This window comes from Winogradskyella tangerina (genome assembly GCF_003260205.1).
GTDB classification, from domain to species: domain Bacteria; phylum Bacteroidota; class Bacteroidia; order Flavobacteriales; family Flavobacteriaceae; genus Winogradskyella; species Winogradskyella tangerina.
Genome location: NZ_QERF01000009.1, coordinates 54,433 through 70,848, shown reverse-complemented (window position 1 = coordinate 70,848; position 16,416 = coordinate 54,433). Strand labels below are relative to the sequence as shown.

Annotated in this window: 18 protein-coding genes; 16 read left to right on the top strand and 2 right to left on the bottom strand. The window is 36.0% G+C overall.

Annotated elements, in window-relative coordinates:
• Nucleotides 1-42 precede the first annotated feature (42 nt).
• The 16 genes from DDY94_RS13245 (at nucleotide 43) to DDY94_RS13170 (ending at nucleotide 13,544) form a co-directional block, all read left to right on the top strand.
• Nucleotides 43-951: a bifunctional riboflavin kinase/FAD synthetase gene (locus DDY94_RS13245; protein ID WP_232817872.1), complete on the top strand. Its 909-nt coding sequence runs from the start codon at nucleotides 43-45 to the stop codon at nucleotides 949-951.
• Nucleotides 944-2,251, top strand: a complete 1,308-nt coding sequence (locus DDY94_RS13240) for an HTTM domain-containing protein (protein ID WP_111684771.1) — start codon at nucleotides 944-946, stop codon at nucleotides 2,249-2,251. Before DDY94_RS13245 ends, DDY94_RS13240 begins: the two co-directional genes overlap by 8 nt.
• A 78-nt stretch (nucleotides 2,252-2,329) precedes the next feature.
• Nucleotides 2,330-3,601: a serine--tRNA ligase gene (gene serS / locus DDY94_RS13235; RefSeq protein ID WP_111684769.1), complete on the top strand. Its 1,272-nt coding sequence runs from the start codon at nucleotides 2,330-2,332 to the stop codon at nucleotides 3,599-3,601.
• A 393-nt stretch (nucleotides 3,602-3,994) separates the two neighbouring features.
• Nucleotides 3,995-5,782 (top strand): tetratricopeptide repeat protein, encoded by a 1,788-nt coding sequence (locus DDY94_RS13230; protein ID WP_111684766.1) that lies wholly within the window; start codon nucleotides 3,995-3,997, stop codon nucleotides 5,780-5,782.
• Between the two features lie 86 nt (nucleotides 5,783-5,868).
• Nucleotides 5,869-6,192 carry a DUF4286 family protein gene (locus DDY94_RS13225; RefSeq protein WP_111684764.1) on the top strand — a complete coding sequence of 108 codons (324 nt, stop codon included), beginning with the start codon at nucleotides 5,869-5,871 and terminating at the stop codon, nucleotides 6,190-6,192.
• 24 nt (nucleotides 6,193-6,216) lie between these two features.
• Nucleotides 6,217-7,005, top strand: a complete 789-nt coding sequence (rsmA, locus tag DDY94_RS13220; protein ID WP_111684762.1) for a 16S rRNA (adenine(1518)-N(6)/adenine(1519)-N(6))-dimethyltransferase RsmA — start codon at nucleotides 6,217-6,219, stop codon at nucleotides 7,003-7,005.
• A 1-nt stretch (nucleotide 7,006) separates the two neighbouring features.
• On the top strand, nucleotides 7,007-8,380 hold the full coding sequence (gene mgtE, locus DDY94_RS13215; protein WP_198658959.1) for a magnesium transporter: 1,374 nt from the start codon (nucleotides 7,007-7,009) through the stop codon (nucleotides 8,378-8,380).
• A 332-nt stretch (nucleotides 8,381-8,712) separates the two neighbouring features.
• Nucleotides 8,713-9,009 carry a GIY-YIG nuclease family protein gene (locus DDY94_RS13210; protein WP_111684760.1) on the top strand — a complete coding sequence of 99 codons (297 nt, stop codon included), beginning with the start codon at nucleotides 8,713-8,715 and terminating at the stop codon, nucleotides 9,007-9,009.
• 193 nt (nucleotides 9,010-9,202) lie between these two features.
• On the top strand, nucleotides 9,203-9,589 hold the full coding sequence (locus DDY94_RS13205) for a cupin domain-containing protein (protein WP_111684758.1): 387 nt from the start codon (nucleotides 9,203-9,205) through the stop codon (nucleotides 9,587-9,589).
• Nucleotides 9,586-10,563 (top strand): 2-hydroxyacid dehydrogenase, encoded by a 978-nt coding sequence (locus DDY94_RS13200; RefSeq protein WP_111684756.1) that lies wholly within the window; start codon nucleotides 9,586-9,588, stop codon nucleotides 10,561-10,563. The genes DDY94_RS13205 and DDY94_RS13200 overlap by 4 nt, the downstream gene beginning before the upstream one ends.
• A 9-nt stretch (nucleotides 10,564-10,572) precedes the next feature.
• Nucleotides 10,573-10,983: a response regulator transcription factor gene (locus DDY94_RS13195; protein ID WP_111684754.1), complete on the top strand. Its 411-nt coding sequence runs from the start codon at nucleotides 10,573-10,575 to the stop codon at nucleotides 10,981-10,983.
• 104 nt (nucleotides 10,984-11,087) lie between these two features.
• On the top strand, nucleotides 11,088-11,594 hold the full coding sequence (locus tag DDY94_RS13190; RefSeq protein WP_111684752.1) for a DUF4199 domain-containing protein: 507 nt from the start codon (nucleotides 11,088-11,090) through the stop codon (nucleotides 11,592-11,594).
• A 19-nt stretch (nucleotides 11,595-11,613) separates the two neighbouring features.
• Nucleotides 11,614-12,072, top strand: coding sequence for a DUF1801 domain-containing protein (locus tag DDY94_RS13185; RefSeq protein WP_111684750.1), 459 nt, complete (start codon nucleotides 11,614-11,616; stop codon nucleotides 12,070-12,072).
• A 1-nt stretch (nucleotide 12,073) separates the two neighbouring features.
• Nucleotides 12,074-12,460: a VOC family protein gene (locus DDY94_RS13180; protein ID WP_111684748.1), complete on the top strand. Its 387-nt coding sequence runs from the start codon at nucleotides 12,074-12,076 to the stop codon at nucleotides 12,458-12,460.
• Between the two features lie 57 nt (nucleotides 12,461-12,517).
• A complete protein-coding gene (locus DDY94_RS16250) occupies nucleotides 12,518-13,018 on the top strand; it encodes a hypothetical protein (RefSeq protein WP_198658958.1) in 501 nt (166 codons plus the stop codon).
• A gap of 46 nt (nucleotides 13,019-13,064) precedes the next feature.
• The gene (locus DDY94_RS13170) at nucleotides 13,065-13,544 is read left to right on the top strand and encodes a YtxH domain-containing protein (RefSeq protein ID WP_111684746.1); all 480 of its coding nucleotides are present in this window, start codon (nucleotides 13,065-13,067) and stop codon (nucleotides 13,542-13,544) included.
• A 35-nt stretch (nucleotides 13,545-13,579) separates the two neighbouring features.
• On the opposite strand, the gene DDY94_RS13165 is transcribed toward DDY94_RS13170, so the two are convergent.
• Together DDY94_RS13165 and DDY94_RS13160 are read right to left on the bottom strand one after the other, a co-directional pair.
• Nucleotides 13,580-14,581 (bottom strand): carboxypeptidase-like regulatory domain-containing protein, encoded by a 1,002-nt coding sequence (locus tag DDY94_RS13165; protein ID WP_111684744.1) that lies wholly within the window; start codon nucleotides 14,579-14,581, stop codon nucleotides 13,580-13,582.
• Nucleotides 14,571-16,400 (bottom strand): GNAT family N-acyltransferase, encoded by a 1,830-nt coding sequence (locus DDY94_RS13160; RefSeq protein WP_111684742.1) that lies wholly within the window; start codon nucleotides 16,398-16,400, stop codon nucleotides 14,571-14,573. Before DDY94_RS13160 ends, DDY94_RS13165 begins: the two co-directional genes overlap by 11 nt.
• Nucleotides 16,401-16,416: the final 16 nt, after the last annotated feature.

The window sequence follows — 16,416 nt, the reverse complement described above, 5'->3', positions numbered from 1 at the left end:
TTTTTTACACATAAAATATTGGATCCGCAAAATAACGAGTCATTGATTGAGAATTTAGCAAAAACCATAACTGTAGGCACTTTTGATGGCGTTCATATCGGCCATAAAAAAATACTTAATCGTGTGGTTAGTCTTGCTAAAAAGAATAAGCTTACGCCAACAGTGTTAACGCTATTTCCACACCCGAGAATGGTACTTCAAAAGGCGGATGATATTAAGTTACTGAATACAATTCAAGAACGCATTGAAATTTTAAAGAATTGCGGCATTGAGGATGTTATTGTTAAAGAGTTCAATAAGGATTTTGCAAACCTTTCAGCAGAAGACTATGTGAAAAAAGTTTTAGTTGATGAGCTCAATACTAAACAGATCGTTATTGGCTATGATCACCATTTTGGCAAAAACAGAAGTGCCAACATTAAGGATCTAAAAAGGTTTGCAGAGAAATACGATTTTAAGGTTGAAGAAATTTCAGCGCAAGATATTGAAGATGTAACTGTTAGTTCAACTAAAATTAGAAACGCCTTAAATTCAGGTAAAGTGAGTATTGCAAATTCCTATTTAGGGTATAACTATTTTATCAACGGAGAAGTTGTAAAAGGCAGAGGCCTCGGAAGAACATTAGATTTTCCAACAGCAAATATTCAAATTAAAGAAACTTATAAACTCATTCCGGCTGATGGTGTTTATGTGGTGAAGTCAACCTTCGAAAGTTCCATTATTTATGGCATGATGAATATTGGCACTAATCCAACAGTAGATGGTAAAAAGCGTTCGATTGAAGTGAATTTTTTCAACTTTAATAAGGATATTTATGGAGAAACGCTTCGAATTGAGTTTCTGAAATGGATAAGAAGCGAACAAAAATTTGAAAATCTCGACGCTCTAAAATCCCAGCTAAATTCCGATATGAAAACCGCCAAGAATGTTATTAAAAATTTAAATGAATAAGTTTCTATTCAAACATATAGACAATTCGGGTCTTATCGTTTTTAGGATCGTCTTTGGATTGCTATGTTTCTTAGAATCTGTTGGCGCTGTATTTACGGGTTGGGTAAGGCGAACACTAATAGAACCCGAATTTACCTTCTCTTTTATTGGGTTTGAATGGCTACAACCCCTTCCCGGAAATTGGATGTATGCTTACTATATCCTTATGGGAATATTTGGATTGCTCGTAATGGTGGGTTACAAATACAGATTCAGCATGTTTATGTTTGCTACCATGTGGACCGCCACCTATTTAATGCAGAAATCATCTTATAACAATCATTATTATCTCTTATTTATTTTGAGCTATTTAATGGTGTTTTTACCCGCAAACAGATATGCGTCCTTAGATGTAAAATTCAATCCATCATTGAAACGTATTTCAATGCCAAGTTGGTGCAAGTGGATATTTGTGATTCAATTATTTATTCTATACACCTATGCTTCCATTGCAAAAATATATCCTGATTGGTTAGATACTTCTGTGGTTGCATTACTTATGAAAGGAAGAGCTTATTACCCAATCATAGGCGACTTATTACAACAAGAATGGATCCATTATTTTATCGCCTACGGCGGCATTTTATTTGATGGACTCATTATTCCTTTATTGCTTTTCAAACCAACGAGAAAATATGCATTCTTTGCATCGATATTTTTTCATCTGTTCAATTCGATCGTTTTTCAAATTGGAATTTTTCCGTATTTATCACTCGCTTTTAGCTTGTTCTTCTTTTCACCTAAAACCGTTCGAAATATTTTCCTGAAGAAAAAGAAATTGTATACCGCCAACGAGGTTAAAGTACCGACTTACAATAAACTATTGATAGCCGTTTTTTCGATCTACTTTTTAATTCATATTGCCCTTCCATTGCGTATTCATTACTTTGAGGATAATGTTTTATGGACTGAGGAAGGACACCGATTATCATGGAGAATGATGCTTCGTGCAAAAAATGGTAGTGCTACTTACACGGTTATTGACGAAGCTACAAACAATGCCATCCCAATTAAACTTTCAGATTTTCTAACCAAGAAACAACAACGATCGGCAAGCACTAAACCCGATTTTATCTGGCAATTTGCACAGCATTTAAAACAACATTTTGCAGAAAAAGGCATCTCAGTTAAGGTCTATGTAAGAGCCTATGTTAGTGTAAATGGTAAACCTTCAAAACCACTGATCGACTCAAAGGTGGATTTGGCCAATGAAGAATGGTATCATTTTAAACACCACGATTGGATATTGCCTTCAAAATAGTTTTTATACGCCTAAATTCTTTTTACTTTTGTGGCTTGATTTAAAGCACCTAAACGGTGTATTTTCAAAATTACAGATATGTTACAAGTTGCTTACATAAGAGAACATAAAGAAGCCGTTATCAAAGGTTTGGCAAAGCGCAATATAGATGCTACTACAATGGTTAATGAAGCCATCAGTTTAGATGAAGAACGAAGACAACTTCAGACTAAATTAGATAGCACAAAGGCTGAATCTAATACTCTGTCTAAGGAGATTGGCAACTTGTTTAAATCTGGCGAAGTTCAGAAAGCGAATGCGCTTAAAGAAAAGACTTCAACTTTAAAGGAGACCACTAAGACTCTCGAGCAAGAGCTTAATGAAAAGGCTGATGCATTAAAGGAATTACTTTATAAAATTCCGAATGTACCACATGAATCGGTTCCTGAAGGAAATTCAGACGAAGATAATGAAGAGATTTTTAGAGCTGGTGACATCCCTCAACTCGCAGATGGCGCATTACCTCATTGGGAATTGGCCAAGAAATACGACATTATCGATTTTGAACTCGGTAATAAAATCACAGGGGCGGGTTTTCCGGTATATAAAGGCAAAGGTGCCAAATTGCAACGCGCTTTAATTACCTATTTCTTAGATAAGAATACTGCGGCCGGCTACACTGAATATCAGTTACCACACTTAGTTAATGAGGCTTCTGGTTTTGGTACAGGGCAGTTACCAGATAAAGAAGGTCAAATGTATCATGTTACTGCCGATAATTTATACCTCATCCCCACGGCTGAAGTGCCAGGAACCAATTTGTTTAGAGATACGCTCCTAAACGAAAGTGATTTTCCTATAAGTGTCACAGGATATACGCCTTGTTTTAGACGAGAAGCCGGAAGTTATGGTGCGCATGTAAGAGGCCTTAACCGCCTTCATCAATTTGATAAAGTTGAAATCATACGCGTTGAACATCCTAACAATTCATATAATGCATTTGAGGGTATGATCGACCATGTGAAAGATATTCTTAACGAACTTAAACTTCCTTACCGTATTTTAAAGCTATGCGGTGGCGATGTCACTTTTGCATCGGCATTGACCTATGATTTTGAGGTGTTTTCTACGGCACAAGACCGTTGGTTAGAGATTTCTTCGGTATCTAATTTTGAAACCTTTCAAGCCAATCGACTAAAATTGCGTTTCAAAAATAGTGAGGGCAAAAACGAACTGTGCCACACACTAAATGGCAGCTCCTTGGCATTACCTCGTGTTTTAGCTGGTATCTTAGAAAACTATCAAACTGAAAATGGTATTAAAATCCCTGAAGTATTAGTGCCATACACTGGTTTTGATATGATCTCATAGATGTATTCTTCTTGCTGAATTCTGACATATTTGTTAAAAAAATATGTTTTTTATCGATTTTTCGTGTATTTCTTCGGTTTTTTTATTTATTTTTGAGATGTTAGTAGTCCCAATCTAGAACAAAACCTAATTATGAAAAATATTAAACGCATTGTACTTCTTGTTGCACTTGTAGTTATGGTAAGCAAAGTGTTTTTTTAAACTATAATTAGAAAAATAATAAATAGTAAAACGCCAAGACAAAGTAATTGAATCATATTTAGAACAAATAATGGTTAATAGCACATTTATTTTGCTGGTTAAAATGCCTAAACGAATCGTTTAGGCATTTTTTTATAAAAACATTTACAATATCTAGATAGCGCATTTGTTATATTTACAAAAAATGCTCAAGTGAAAACAACGCTTTCGATACTAGTTCTCTTTATAGGCCTCAGTTTTGGCTTTGCTCAAAATAGCGAGGTTCTTGCAGATAGCTATTATAAAAAAGGAGAGTTCAAGAAAGCCTTGGTCATCTATCAAAACCTCAACAGAGAAAAACCATATAGCCTTAAATACCTTTATAAATTAGTTGATACACATCAACAATTAGAGCAGTTCGATGAGGCCGAAAACATCCTCATTCAACGCCTTGCGATACGCGAAAATCCTAGTTTAATTGTAGAATTGGGCTACAACTTTCAACTTAAAGACAGTTTGGAACGTGCAGATATACTGTATAAGGAAGCCCTTTCTTATATCGATGAAAATCCAAATTACATTTATAGTGTCGCTAAAAAATTTGAAGACCATTCACTTTTAGATCAGGCCATTGAAGTTTATAATAAGGGTAAAATTTTAACACCAGACAAAAACTATAGCATTCAATTAGCGCGTATTTATGGCGATCAGGGGAATATTGAAAAAATGTTCGAGAACTATATCGAATATGTGGCTTACCGTCCAAACTATCTAAACAACATCAAAAGAGCCGTCAGCGACTTTATTTCTGAAAATAATTCCAACGAAAACAACATATATTTACGACGACTACTTCTGAAGAAAATACAGCAACAACCCAGCCCGTATTGGTATGAATTATTGAGTTGGCTGTATGTACAAGAGAAAGCTTATAACAAATCCTTTATACAAGAAAAGGCCCTCTACAAACGAAATCCGGAAAGTTTAGACCGCATTATAGAATTAGCAATTACGGCTCTAAATGATAATGACGACGAAACTTCGAAGACCATCTTCAATTATATATTAGAAACTACCCAAGATGCAAGTACAGCCTTAGTTGCACATCAGTATATTTTGGAAATAGATTCTAATAATGCAGATACTGAGAAAGAACTCAACCGTATCGACGAAGCTTACAATGCTTTATTTGATCAGTTCGGGAAATCAGATCTCACGTTGTCCTTACAAATTGCCTATGGTGAGTTTTTAGCCTTCTATAGGCAAGACACGGAAGGTGCTACCTCCTTTTTGAGACAAAGTATGAAGCTTAATATTTCAGAATTTCAAGAAGCTAGAGTAAAACTGTTATTGGCCGATATCCTTGTATTGCAAGAACGTTTTAACGAAGCCTTAATTTTCTATTCTCAGATTCAATTAAGTCTAAAGAATAGCACGATTTCACAAGAGGCACGGTTCAAAGTGGCTAAAACTAGTTATTACAAAGGTGATTTTGATTGGGCCGAATCGCAACTCAAAATATTAAAATCTTCAACTTCGCAGCTCATTGCCAATGACGCCTTAGATCTGAAATTACTGATTTCAGACAACAAATATGAAGACAGCACGCAGACCGCTCTTAAGCATTATGCAAAAGCCGACTTATTTGCTTTTCAGAATAAAACAGATGATGCTATTTCCTTATTAGATAAAATATTGGTTGAACATAAGGGCGAAAGTATAATCGACCAAACCCTTTTTAAGCAAGCGAAGCTGTTTGAAAAGAAAAAACAATACGATAAAGCGGAGGCCAATTACCAGAAAATTATAACCGACTGGAAAGAAGATATACTTGCTGATGATGCGCACTATCATTTAGCTGAACTCTACAATACACATTTGGCAAAACCAGAAGAAGCCAAACAGCTTTATGAAAAGATCATTTTCGATTTTGAAGACAGTATCTATTTTATTGAGGCCCGAAAGAAATTTAGGATGCTGCGCGGTGATAGTATAAACTAATGGTGCTATATTGAAAAAGACGAACTTGTTTTCAATTCCATATTTTTGCTACTAATTACTATTTACTTTACACTAATTACTAATCAATGATCATATACAACGTCACAGTAAACATCGACGACTCAGCACACGACGAATGGCTAAACTGGATCAGAGTTCATATCCCTCAAGTTTTAGCTACAGGAAAGTTTATCGATGCCAGACTCACTAAAGTCTTAGTTGAGGAAGAAATGGGCGGCACCACCTATTCTATACAATACAAAGCGCATTCTAGAGAAGCACTAGATGCCTACTATGCTGAAGATGCCGAACGTTTAAGAGGTGATGGTGCCAAACGCTTCGCTGATAAAATGCTAGCCTTTAGAACTGAATTAGAAGTTATTGATGAGTATTCGGTGAATTTCAATTAAGTTTGTCATCAAAACGATCTCCAAGTGCCAAACCAGAATCAAGTTCGGGCTAAAAAACATTTAGGACAGCATTTTCTAAAGGATGAAAATATTGCCAAAAAGATAGCAGATACGCTGTCTCTTGAAGGCTATAATGACGTCTTAGAAATTGGCCCTGGTATGGGAGTTCTTACGAAGTATCTTCTCAAAAAGGACATCACAACTCATGTCATTGAGATCGACACAGAATCTGTAGACTATCTAAAAAATAACTACCTGAATCTTGCTGATAGAATTTATGAAAAGGACTTTCTAAAATACGATCTCACTGAAATATTTAAGGACCAGCCTTTCGCCATTATAGGTAATTTTCCGTATAATATTTCGTCGCAGATTATCTTTAAAACGCTCGAAATGCGTCAACAAATTCCTGAGTTCTCTGGTATGTTTCAAAAGGAAGTAGCACAGCGCATTTGTTCTAAAGAAGGCTCAAAAGTATACGGAATTCTTTCAGTTTTAACTCAGGCCTTCTATGATGCAGACTATCTTTTTACCGTACCACCTACGGTATTTAATCCACCGCCAAAGGTAGATTCTGGAGTGTTGTTACTCAAACGAAAATCTAACTATACTTTACCTTGCAACGAGAACTTGTTTTTTAAAGTAGTTAAAACCGGATTTCAGCAACGACGAAAAACATTACGAAATAGTTTAAAAGCCTTCAATCTTTCTGATAATTTAAAAGCAAATACTATCTTTGGGCAGCGACCAGAGCAACTAAGTGTATCAGAATTTATTGAACTAACCAAACTTATCGAGGGCGACAAAAACTAAGGTGGAAGAACTTCAAGATAACATACAATTTCAATTAACCGATGAGCTTATTGAAAAGGTGGAGATTCTTGTCGAAAATCAAAACGACAAAGAACTCAAAAAACTTTTTAATGAGTTTCACTATGCTGATATTGCCGAAATTCTTGACGAACTCGACCTCGATGATGCCATTTATGTCATTAAACTTCTAGACTCTGAAACCACCTCTGATGTTATAACGGAGATGGATGAGGATACCAGGGAGAAAGTCCTCAAAAATCTATCAGCAAAAGAAATTGCCGAAGAGGTTGAAGAATTAGATACCGATGATGCTGCCGATATTATTGCTGAACTTCCAGAAGCAAGACAAGAAGCGGTTATTTCTCAAATTGAAGACGAGGAACACAAAGCCGAGATACAAGAACTTCTTGCTTATGATGACAATTCCGCCGGTGGATTAATGGCCAAGGAACTTGTTAAGGTTTATGAAACCTGGACGGTTGCTGGTTGCCTTCGACGTATTAGAGGACAAGCTAAAGAGGTTACCCGCGTTCATTCTATTTATGTTGTTGACAAGACTGAAAAGCTGATCGGACGATTATCACTCAAAGACCTCATTGTAGCGCGTAGTGATCAGAAAATAGCAGATATTTCGAAAGATAATGTAGATTATGTTAACGTAAAGGATGATGCAGAAGATGTTGCAAAAGTTATGGCGAAATACGATTTGGAAGCTATTCCTGTCGTTGATGATAACCAGACACTTTTAGGGAGAATTACTATCGATGATATTGTTGATGTCTTAAAAGAAGAAGCTGACAAAGATTACCAACTAGCAGCTGGTATTACCCAAGATGTCGATTCTGATGACAGTATTATCGAACTCACCAAAGCACGCTTACCTTGGTTATTCCTCGGATTGATCGGTGGTGTTGGTGCCTTCATTATCATGTATTATTTTGAAGGATTTCTTCCTGAACAAGCTGTAATCTTATTCTTATTTACACCACTAATTGCGGCAATGGCTGGTAATGTTGGTGTGCAGTCTAGTGCAATTATTGTACAAGGTTTGGCCAATGATGATGTAAAGGGCAGTATCAATAATCGCCTGATAAAAGAGATGCTTTTGGCAGCTTTAAACGGAGTAATTTTATCTGTATTTTTATTTCTATTTGTCTGGATCTGGACTCAAAATTTCGAACTCGCCTTAGCGATTTCCATTTCGTTGATCGTAGTAATTATTGTCGCCGGGTTAATAGGCACCTTTGTCCCTCTATTTTTAGATAAACGCGGCATAGATCCTGCGATTGCTACTGGTCCGTTCATTACAACCAGTAATGATATTTTTGGTATTGTGATCTATTTATTGATCGCCAAATTGATTTTGGGGATTTAGATCATTCCCTTCCCCAAAAATCAGAATCCCACTACACTAATTTCGAATATTTGTCATTCCTGCGCCCTTGTGTCGCTGGAGCTTTTGCGGAGTAGCTATTAAAACTAAATCAAAATGCGTATTGTCATTCCTGCGCAGGCAGGAATCCACAAATAAGTCACAAATACCATGTACAAAATAATAACGGTTGTCATTCCTGCGTCCTCGTGTCGCTGAAGCTTTGGCGGAGGAACAAGGCAGGAATCCACTAATAAGTAACAAATACCATGCACAAAACAATAACGGCTGTCATTTCTGCGAAGGCAGGAATCCACTAATAAGTCATAAATACCATGTACAAAACAACACACCAATATTACCTTTACATACTTTCAAACAAATACAACGGCACACTTTATATCGGCATTACCAACAATTTAGAACGAAGAATGTTCGAACATAAAAATCAATTAATTGACGGATTTTCTAAAAAGTATAAACTAAATAGATTGGTTTATTTTGAAACTTTTCAATACATTACTGACGCAATAAGAAGAGAGAAGAATATGAAGAAATGGAAAAGGCAATGGAAAATAAATTTGATTGAAGAAGAAAACAAAAACTGGAGCGATTTATCAAAACATTGGTAAATTTTATAGGTAGAGATAAAAAGTGGATTCCTGCCTTGTTCCTCCGCCAAAGCTTCAGCGACACGAGGACGCAGGAATGACAATTGAATCAAAAAGAAGGATATATAAAAAATATCAAAAGGGTAGTATTAAAGTAGATTGTGATGTTGACCTCTAGAAATAAGCATAATAACTGAACGTAGTAATTAGATCAATGAAACCCATAAACATCAAAGACAAGTTTTCAAAATTCAGCAAAAATTGGCATCCTCATCAAATTGCTGTAGTAGACGACATGCAAGTGATTCTTGCTAAATTGAAAGGCGAATTCGTATGGCATAGTCATGATGATGAAGACGAATTATTTCAAGTAATTAAAGGAACGCTCTACATGCAATTAAAGGACTCTGAAAGCGATGATGGCATCAGAACTGAAGTTATAAACGAAGGTGAATTCATCGTAGTTCCCAAAGGTGTAGAACACAATCCATGTACTAAAAATGATGAAGAAGTACATGTGCTTCTTTTTGAAAAACTAAACACAGCCCATACCGGTAATGTGCAACACGAGCGTACACAAACTGAATACCCAAAGATTTGAAGGTCCTTCATTTAGATAGCAATCACCCATTACTCCTAAATCAACTCAATGACTTAGGATTTGAGAATCATGAAGACTATTCGTCTTCTAAATCAGAAATTGAAACTAAAATCGCTGATTATGATGGTATCATTATCCGTAGTCGATTTACGATCGATCAACAATTCTTAGATGCCGCTTCCAACCTAAAATTTATTGGTCGTGTTGGCGCCGGACTAGAAAACATAGATTGCGCCTATGCCGAAGATAAAGGCGTTCACCTTATATCTGTTCCCGAAGGCAACAGAAATGCTGTAGGCGAACACAGTCTTGGACTATTATTATCACTGTTTAATAAACTGAACAAAGCCGATCGTGAAGTTCGACAAGGCAAATGGCTACGTGAAGCTAATCGCGGTTTAGAACTCGACGGAAAAACCGTTGGGCTAATAGGATACGGAAATATGGGTAAGGCATTTGCTAAGAAACTCAAAGGATTTGATGTTGATGTCATTTGCCATGATATAAAAGCCCATGTAGGAGACACCAATTGTAAGCAAGTAGAATTAGAAGAGCTCCAAGAGAGAGCAGATGTATTGAGCTTACATACGCCACAGACACCTTTAACCACCAATATGGTGAATACTGAATTCATCAATGCTTTTAAAAACCCGTTTTGGTTAATAAATACAGCACGTGGTAAAAGTGTAGTGACCGAAGATCTGGTTGAAGCACTTGAAGCTGGCAAAATTCTTGGCGCTGGCTTAGACGTTTTAGAGTATGAAAAATCATCTTTCGAGAATTTATTCAAACAAGAAGAACCTAAATTCAGATGGATGCGTAAAGGCAAAAAATCGAATCTCCCCGAGGCTTTCGAGTATCTTATCAATGCCGACAATGTGATATTAACACCTCATGTTGCTGGTTGGACGATAGAAAGTCATGTGAAATTAGCACAAACCATGGTTGATAAAATCAAAGCAAAATTTTGCTAAATTTAAATTATGAAGAAAACCATCCTTGTTTTTGGATTGCTCATTCTAGCACTAATATTGCTTTTTCAGTTTAGTAAGTACACCATCACTTCGGGCGATGTAAGCACAGAAATTGTAGTTTCAGTAATAGCCATCGTATTCTTTTTTGTTGGAATTTACATCAATAAGAAAAGCCTGAATAAATTACCTTCGGAAACGGTTGAAATTGACCACGATAAAATTAAAGACCTTGAAATTACTTCGAGAGAATATGAAGTGCTGCAATGTATTTCTGAAGGGTTATCTAATAAAGAAATTGGTGAGCGTTTATTCTTATCTGAGAGTACCATAAAAACTCATGTTTCAAATTTATTATTAAAGCTAAACGCGAAACGTAGAACCCAAGCACTTCAAATTGCGAAAAGCTTAAAAATCATCTAAAAATAAGTACTTTTAGACTAAAGTACCATGCCGTTGGTACTTTAGTATGACCCCTAAAACTACCTCTAAAACTACTTTTGCTGTGAACTAAAACATCAAATATTATGAAAAACACAGTATTAAAATTTGGAGCCTACGGTTTAATATTAGGAGCCGTTATTTTTGGATTAGCCTTAACTTTTGGAAGCAGTCTAAGTTATTCGGCTCAAGAAATCATTGGCTATGGGTCTATGATTGCCTCCTTGTCTTTTGTCTTCTTCGGAATAAAACATTACAGAGATAAGGTTAATGCCGGTAAAGTTTCTTTTGGTAAAGCCCTTTTGATAGGATTACTAATTTCGGCCTTTGTTGGTTTGGGCGTAGGCATCATGGATTATCTCTACACAACTGTTATCAATCCAGATTTTGCAGATGAATATTTAGCTAAAACTTTAGAAACCTATGAGAGTTTATATTCAGGTGAAGAATTAGCTGCTAAAAAAGCCGAATTAACACAGCAAATGGAAGATTACGGAGGTTCTGGATTTATGGCTGCACTAATGTTTTTTACGGTTCTTCTTATAGGACTCATAATCTCAATAATTTCAGCATTAATTTTACAACGCAAATAATAATTAAATCAATCACACCATGCAATATAAAGCAGATTCACCCGAAGAATATATAAGTCAACTTCCTGACGATCGCAAGGCACCAATGACAAAGCTTCATAAGCTTATAAAAGATAATATGCCAGAAGGCCTAGAATCTGGAATGGGCTATGGAATGCCGGCCTATTTTGTTCCTAAATCCATTTATCCTCCGGGATACCATTGCAAACCTTTTCCGCCTTTACCTTTTATAAATATCGCATCGCAAAAGAATTTTATCGCATTGTATCATTCAGGATTATATGCAAAAAAGGAACTTTACGATTGGTTTGTGGCAGAATATCCTAAACATTCAAAATTTAAACTAGATATGGGGAAGAGTTGTGTTCGCTTTAAAAAAGTAGATGATATTCCTTATGATCTGATCAAAGAACTACTTGGAAAAATGACTGTCGAAGAATGGATCGATATTTATGAAACCGCCTTAAATAAGAAATAACATGAAAAAACGAGTAACGGGTATAGGAGGATTATTTTTCAAAAGTAAAGATCCTCAGGCGTCAAAGGATTGGTATAAAAAACATCTTGGTTTCAATACAGATGCTTACGGATGTACATTCTGGTGGAAGGATAAGGATGGCAACGATTGCTCAACACAATGGAGTCCTTTTGCTGAAGACACCAAGTACTATGAGCCTTCAAAAAAGGATTTTATGTTCAATTACAGAGTTGAAAATTTAAAGGAATTATTAGTGACTTTAAAAGAAGAGGGTGTCACAATAGTAGGAGAAATGGAGGAATACGATTACGGAAAGTTTGGCTGGATCCTCGACAATGACGGTAACAAAATAGAACTCTGGGAACCCGTTGATCAGGCCTTCAAATAAAAGTGTAACGATTTTAAGATTTCTTCTACATATAATTACTATTAAATCCCAATTGTGATGACAGAAGAAAACAACAATAACTTAGGAGACAACCTGGATCAGGTAGAAAACGTTTCGAACGAAACAGAACATACAGCTGAAGAGCAAATCAATACATTCAAAGAAAATGCTTCTGAAGCTTTTGATACGGCCAAAGAAAAAGCCGGCGAACTCCTTGATGATGCCAAAGAAATTTTGGGTAACGTTAAGGATAAGGCTACTGAATTCATTAATGAAGACGGTAAGGAGATATATAATAAAACCAAGGAAAAAGCGGCTGAATTTGCTGAGGATGCTAAGGCATCTGCAAAAGAATTTTCTGAAGACGCCAAAGAAGTTTATGCTGAGGCCAAGGTTAAAGCCAAAGAATTTGCAACTGAAGCTGGTGAAAAACTTAGTGAATTTGCGGATGTAGCGGAAGACAAACTCGAAGACCTAGCTGAAGATGCAAAGGAATCGTTTTCAGAGGCTAAGGAGAAAACTAAAGGGTTTTTTGGTAAGCTTTTCGGGAAAAAATAATCACATTTTTATTAACTTTATAACTTAACTTAAATTAATCATAACCATGTCAGACGATAATAAAGATTTAAGCGACGAGCTTAACGATATGATTGGCGATGCTAAAGAAAGCGCTAAAAAAGCCGGAGAGAAAATAACTCAAAAAGCAAGTGAATTCAAAGAAGATGCTAAAGAGTTTGCAGAAGACGCAAAGGAAAAGGCTTCTGAATTTGCCGATGAAGCTAAGGAAGTTTTAAGCGATGGGAAAAACGTTGCTATTATCGCCCATATAACCTTAATTGGGTGGATAGTTGCCATTGTAATGAATGGTAGCAATAGAACCGAATTAGGCTCTTTTTATATCCGACAAGTTTTAGGTATTATTATCGTTGGCTTTGTCTGTGGTATAATACCTGTAATCAATCTTGTGGCTTGGATTCTTCCAGTAGCTATGTGGGTTATGAGTTTAATTGGTTCATTAAGTGGTGAGAAGAAACCTGTATTCTTGCTTGGTAATCAATTCCAAGATTGGTTTAAAGGCCTTTAAGATATCCAAACCCAGAGCTTTGTTTCTGGGTTTTTTTATAGTCCATAATCAGAGGGCAATGAATCACCAACGCGCTGGTCTCCCATTGAGCCACTGAAAAAAACACCAACTATTGGGGCATAATTACCATATTCGTCAATGTAGAACTTATCGGTTTTGACATCTATTTTAGACTGAATGTCTTTATCAAAAACTATAACCACCTTTTTACTTAGCGTTACCTGTTTAAAGCTAGAATCTTCTAAATCCTCAACTTTAAAATAAGACCATTCATTAACTCTTAACTTATCATAAAAGATCCAGTAGCCTTCGTCTCTTAAATTTTCGTTGAATAAAGCTCTCATAAAATGTTGAATGGAACCCTTATAAGCACGTTCTCTATTCTTCACAGTGCTTTTTTTAGTGGCTTTTTCCATATCCTTGTAGAAGGTAGTTCCGTAATAGGTGACACTATTTTTGTTGAAGGTATTGCTCGCTAAGTTGACATATTTGTAACTTACTTCAAAGTCGATGAGATCGTATTCAATTTCATACTGCAAGGCTTTATTTTCAATTCTGATAGGTGCTATTGAACTAGCTGAAAGTGTCCAATCATCCTTATCATATCTTAGAATAAGATCATCTTCATTTAAGATCTTGCACGACCTTGCAAAATTTGAAGACCCTAAGAATTCCTTTTTAAATAATTTAAGTTTTTGTTTACGAGTGAGGCCATCGTCATAATCTAGATTCACCTCATCTAATGCAACAGAACTTGGTTTTAATGCAATTTTTAAAACACTTTGATCTCTATAATTGTTAATGATCACTTTTTCATAACCTAAATAGGAAATCACTAAACTCGACTGAATAGCATCAGTGATTTCAATGGAGAACTCACCATTCTCATTTGTTGTTGTTCCTACTGTAGTATTGTCAAAATAAACAGAAACAGTTTCTAAAGGTTTGTTAGTATTAGCATCGATTACAGTACCGGTTATGGTCTGAGCAAAACAGAACACCGGACAAAGAAGAAAAATCCAAAGTCTATTTATCATGGTTGTCCATGAATTTACGCTCTAACTCAGCTTGGAATTCTTCCATAACTGGTCGCACTGTGCTTTCAGGAAGGTCGGCAATCTTAATATACATCAAGCCATCTACAGCATTATTAAATAGCGGATCAACATTAAATGCAACAAGTTTAGCATTCTGCTTAATGTATTTTTTTAGTAGAACAGGAAGTCGTAATGCCCCTGGTTCTACCTCATCAATAATTTTATCAAATTTATTCAGATCAGCTTCCGTAGCATCAAAAACAAAATCTTTATCAGCGTCTTTTAATTTCACCTTAAATTCTTTCTTAGGATGTACATATTGCGCCACATAAGGATCGTAATAATGCGATTTCATAAACTCAATCATCAAACTTTTTGAAAAATTCGAAAATTGATTACTAATACTTACGCCACCTATTAAATACTGATGTTCCGGATAACGCAAGGTAGTGTGCACAATGCCCTTCCAAAGTAAAAATAACGGCATGGGTTTCTGCTGATATTCTTTCACTATAAAGGCGCGCCCCATCTCTATAGACTGGCTCATCATTTTGTAAAGTTCTGGCTCAAAACGGAAAAGATCCTGAAGATAAAAACCGTTAATCCCAAAGCGCTCAAAGATTTGCGAACCCAGTCCCATTCTATAAGCTCCAGCCACAAGAGTTTGATCCGTATCCCATAAAAACATATGGTGGTAGTACGTGTCAAAAGTATCGAGATCAATGGCTTCATTGGTCCCCTCACCTACTTCTCTAAAAGTGATTTCTCTAAGTCTTCCGATTTCTCTCAACACATTGGGCATATCCTTAGCCGATGCCAAGAAAACTTCGTAGTTTTTACTGACTAACAAACGACAATCCTTTTGTCTTAAAACCTCTACCTCGTTCATCATCACCTCTGGGTCTATTGGCGTAACGATTCGTTTTGCTGGCTTTGGGACCTTTACCGTAGATTTAATGTTATCTAAGATCTTTGGCTTATCCTCAAAACTCTTTGAAAGCATATAGGTTTTGCGCCTTAAAAAATCTGAAAAATCAGGTAACTCACTGTGCTCCTTTTGATCCTTAACCGAAATTGGACGCCCAATTCTGACGTTAATAGTTCTTCGCTTTTGTGTTAATAATTCTGAAGGTAATTTTGCTGTTCTTAAGGTATCGCTGATTTTTGAAAGCCTATAAAATAATCGGCTGTTTTTAGCATGAAAATAAATCGGCACTACTGGTACTTCAGCCTTTTTAATCAATTTCATCGCCGCTTCTTCCCAAGGCTTATCAACCACCAATTTTCCATCTTTATAGGTTGAAACTTCACCAGCCGGAAAAACGCCTAAAGGATGACCATCCTTCAAATGCATAATTGCATTTTTAAAACCTGTTATACTGCTTTTCACATCTTTACGATCCTCAAATGGATTAACAGGCATGATATACGGCTTCAAAGGTTCAATGCGATGGAGTAAGAAATTCGCGATAATTTTGAAATCTTCACGTTGCTCTAACATCAATTTCAAGAGTAGTATGCCGTCTATTCCGCCAAGCGGATGGTTAGAAATTGTAATATAAGCTCCGTCTTTAGGCAGGCGCTTCAAGTCTTCTTCAGGAATTTCAAATTTAATTTGAAAATCGTCTAATAAGGCATTGAGAAAATCTAGATCTGAAAGGTGTTTATTTCGTTTGTAAATTTTATTAATAGACGAAATCTTGAGAACCTTCATTAAAAGCCACCCGAAAAAAGTTCCTAAGAAACCATACTTGTCTGCATGAATAGCTTTGGCAACTTCCTTAGCTGTGACTAATCCTGTATCAGACGGTTTCCCCATAAAACAAATGTAGTAA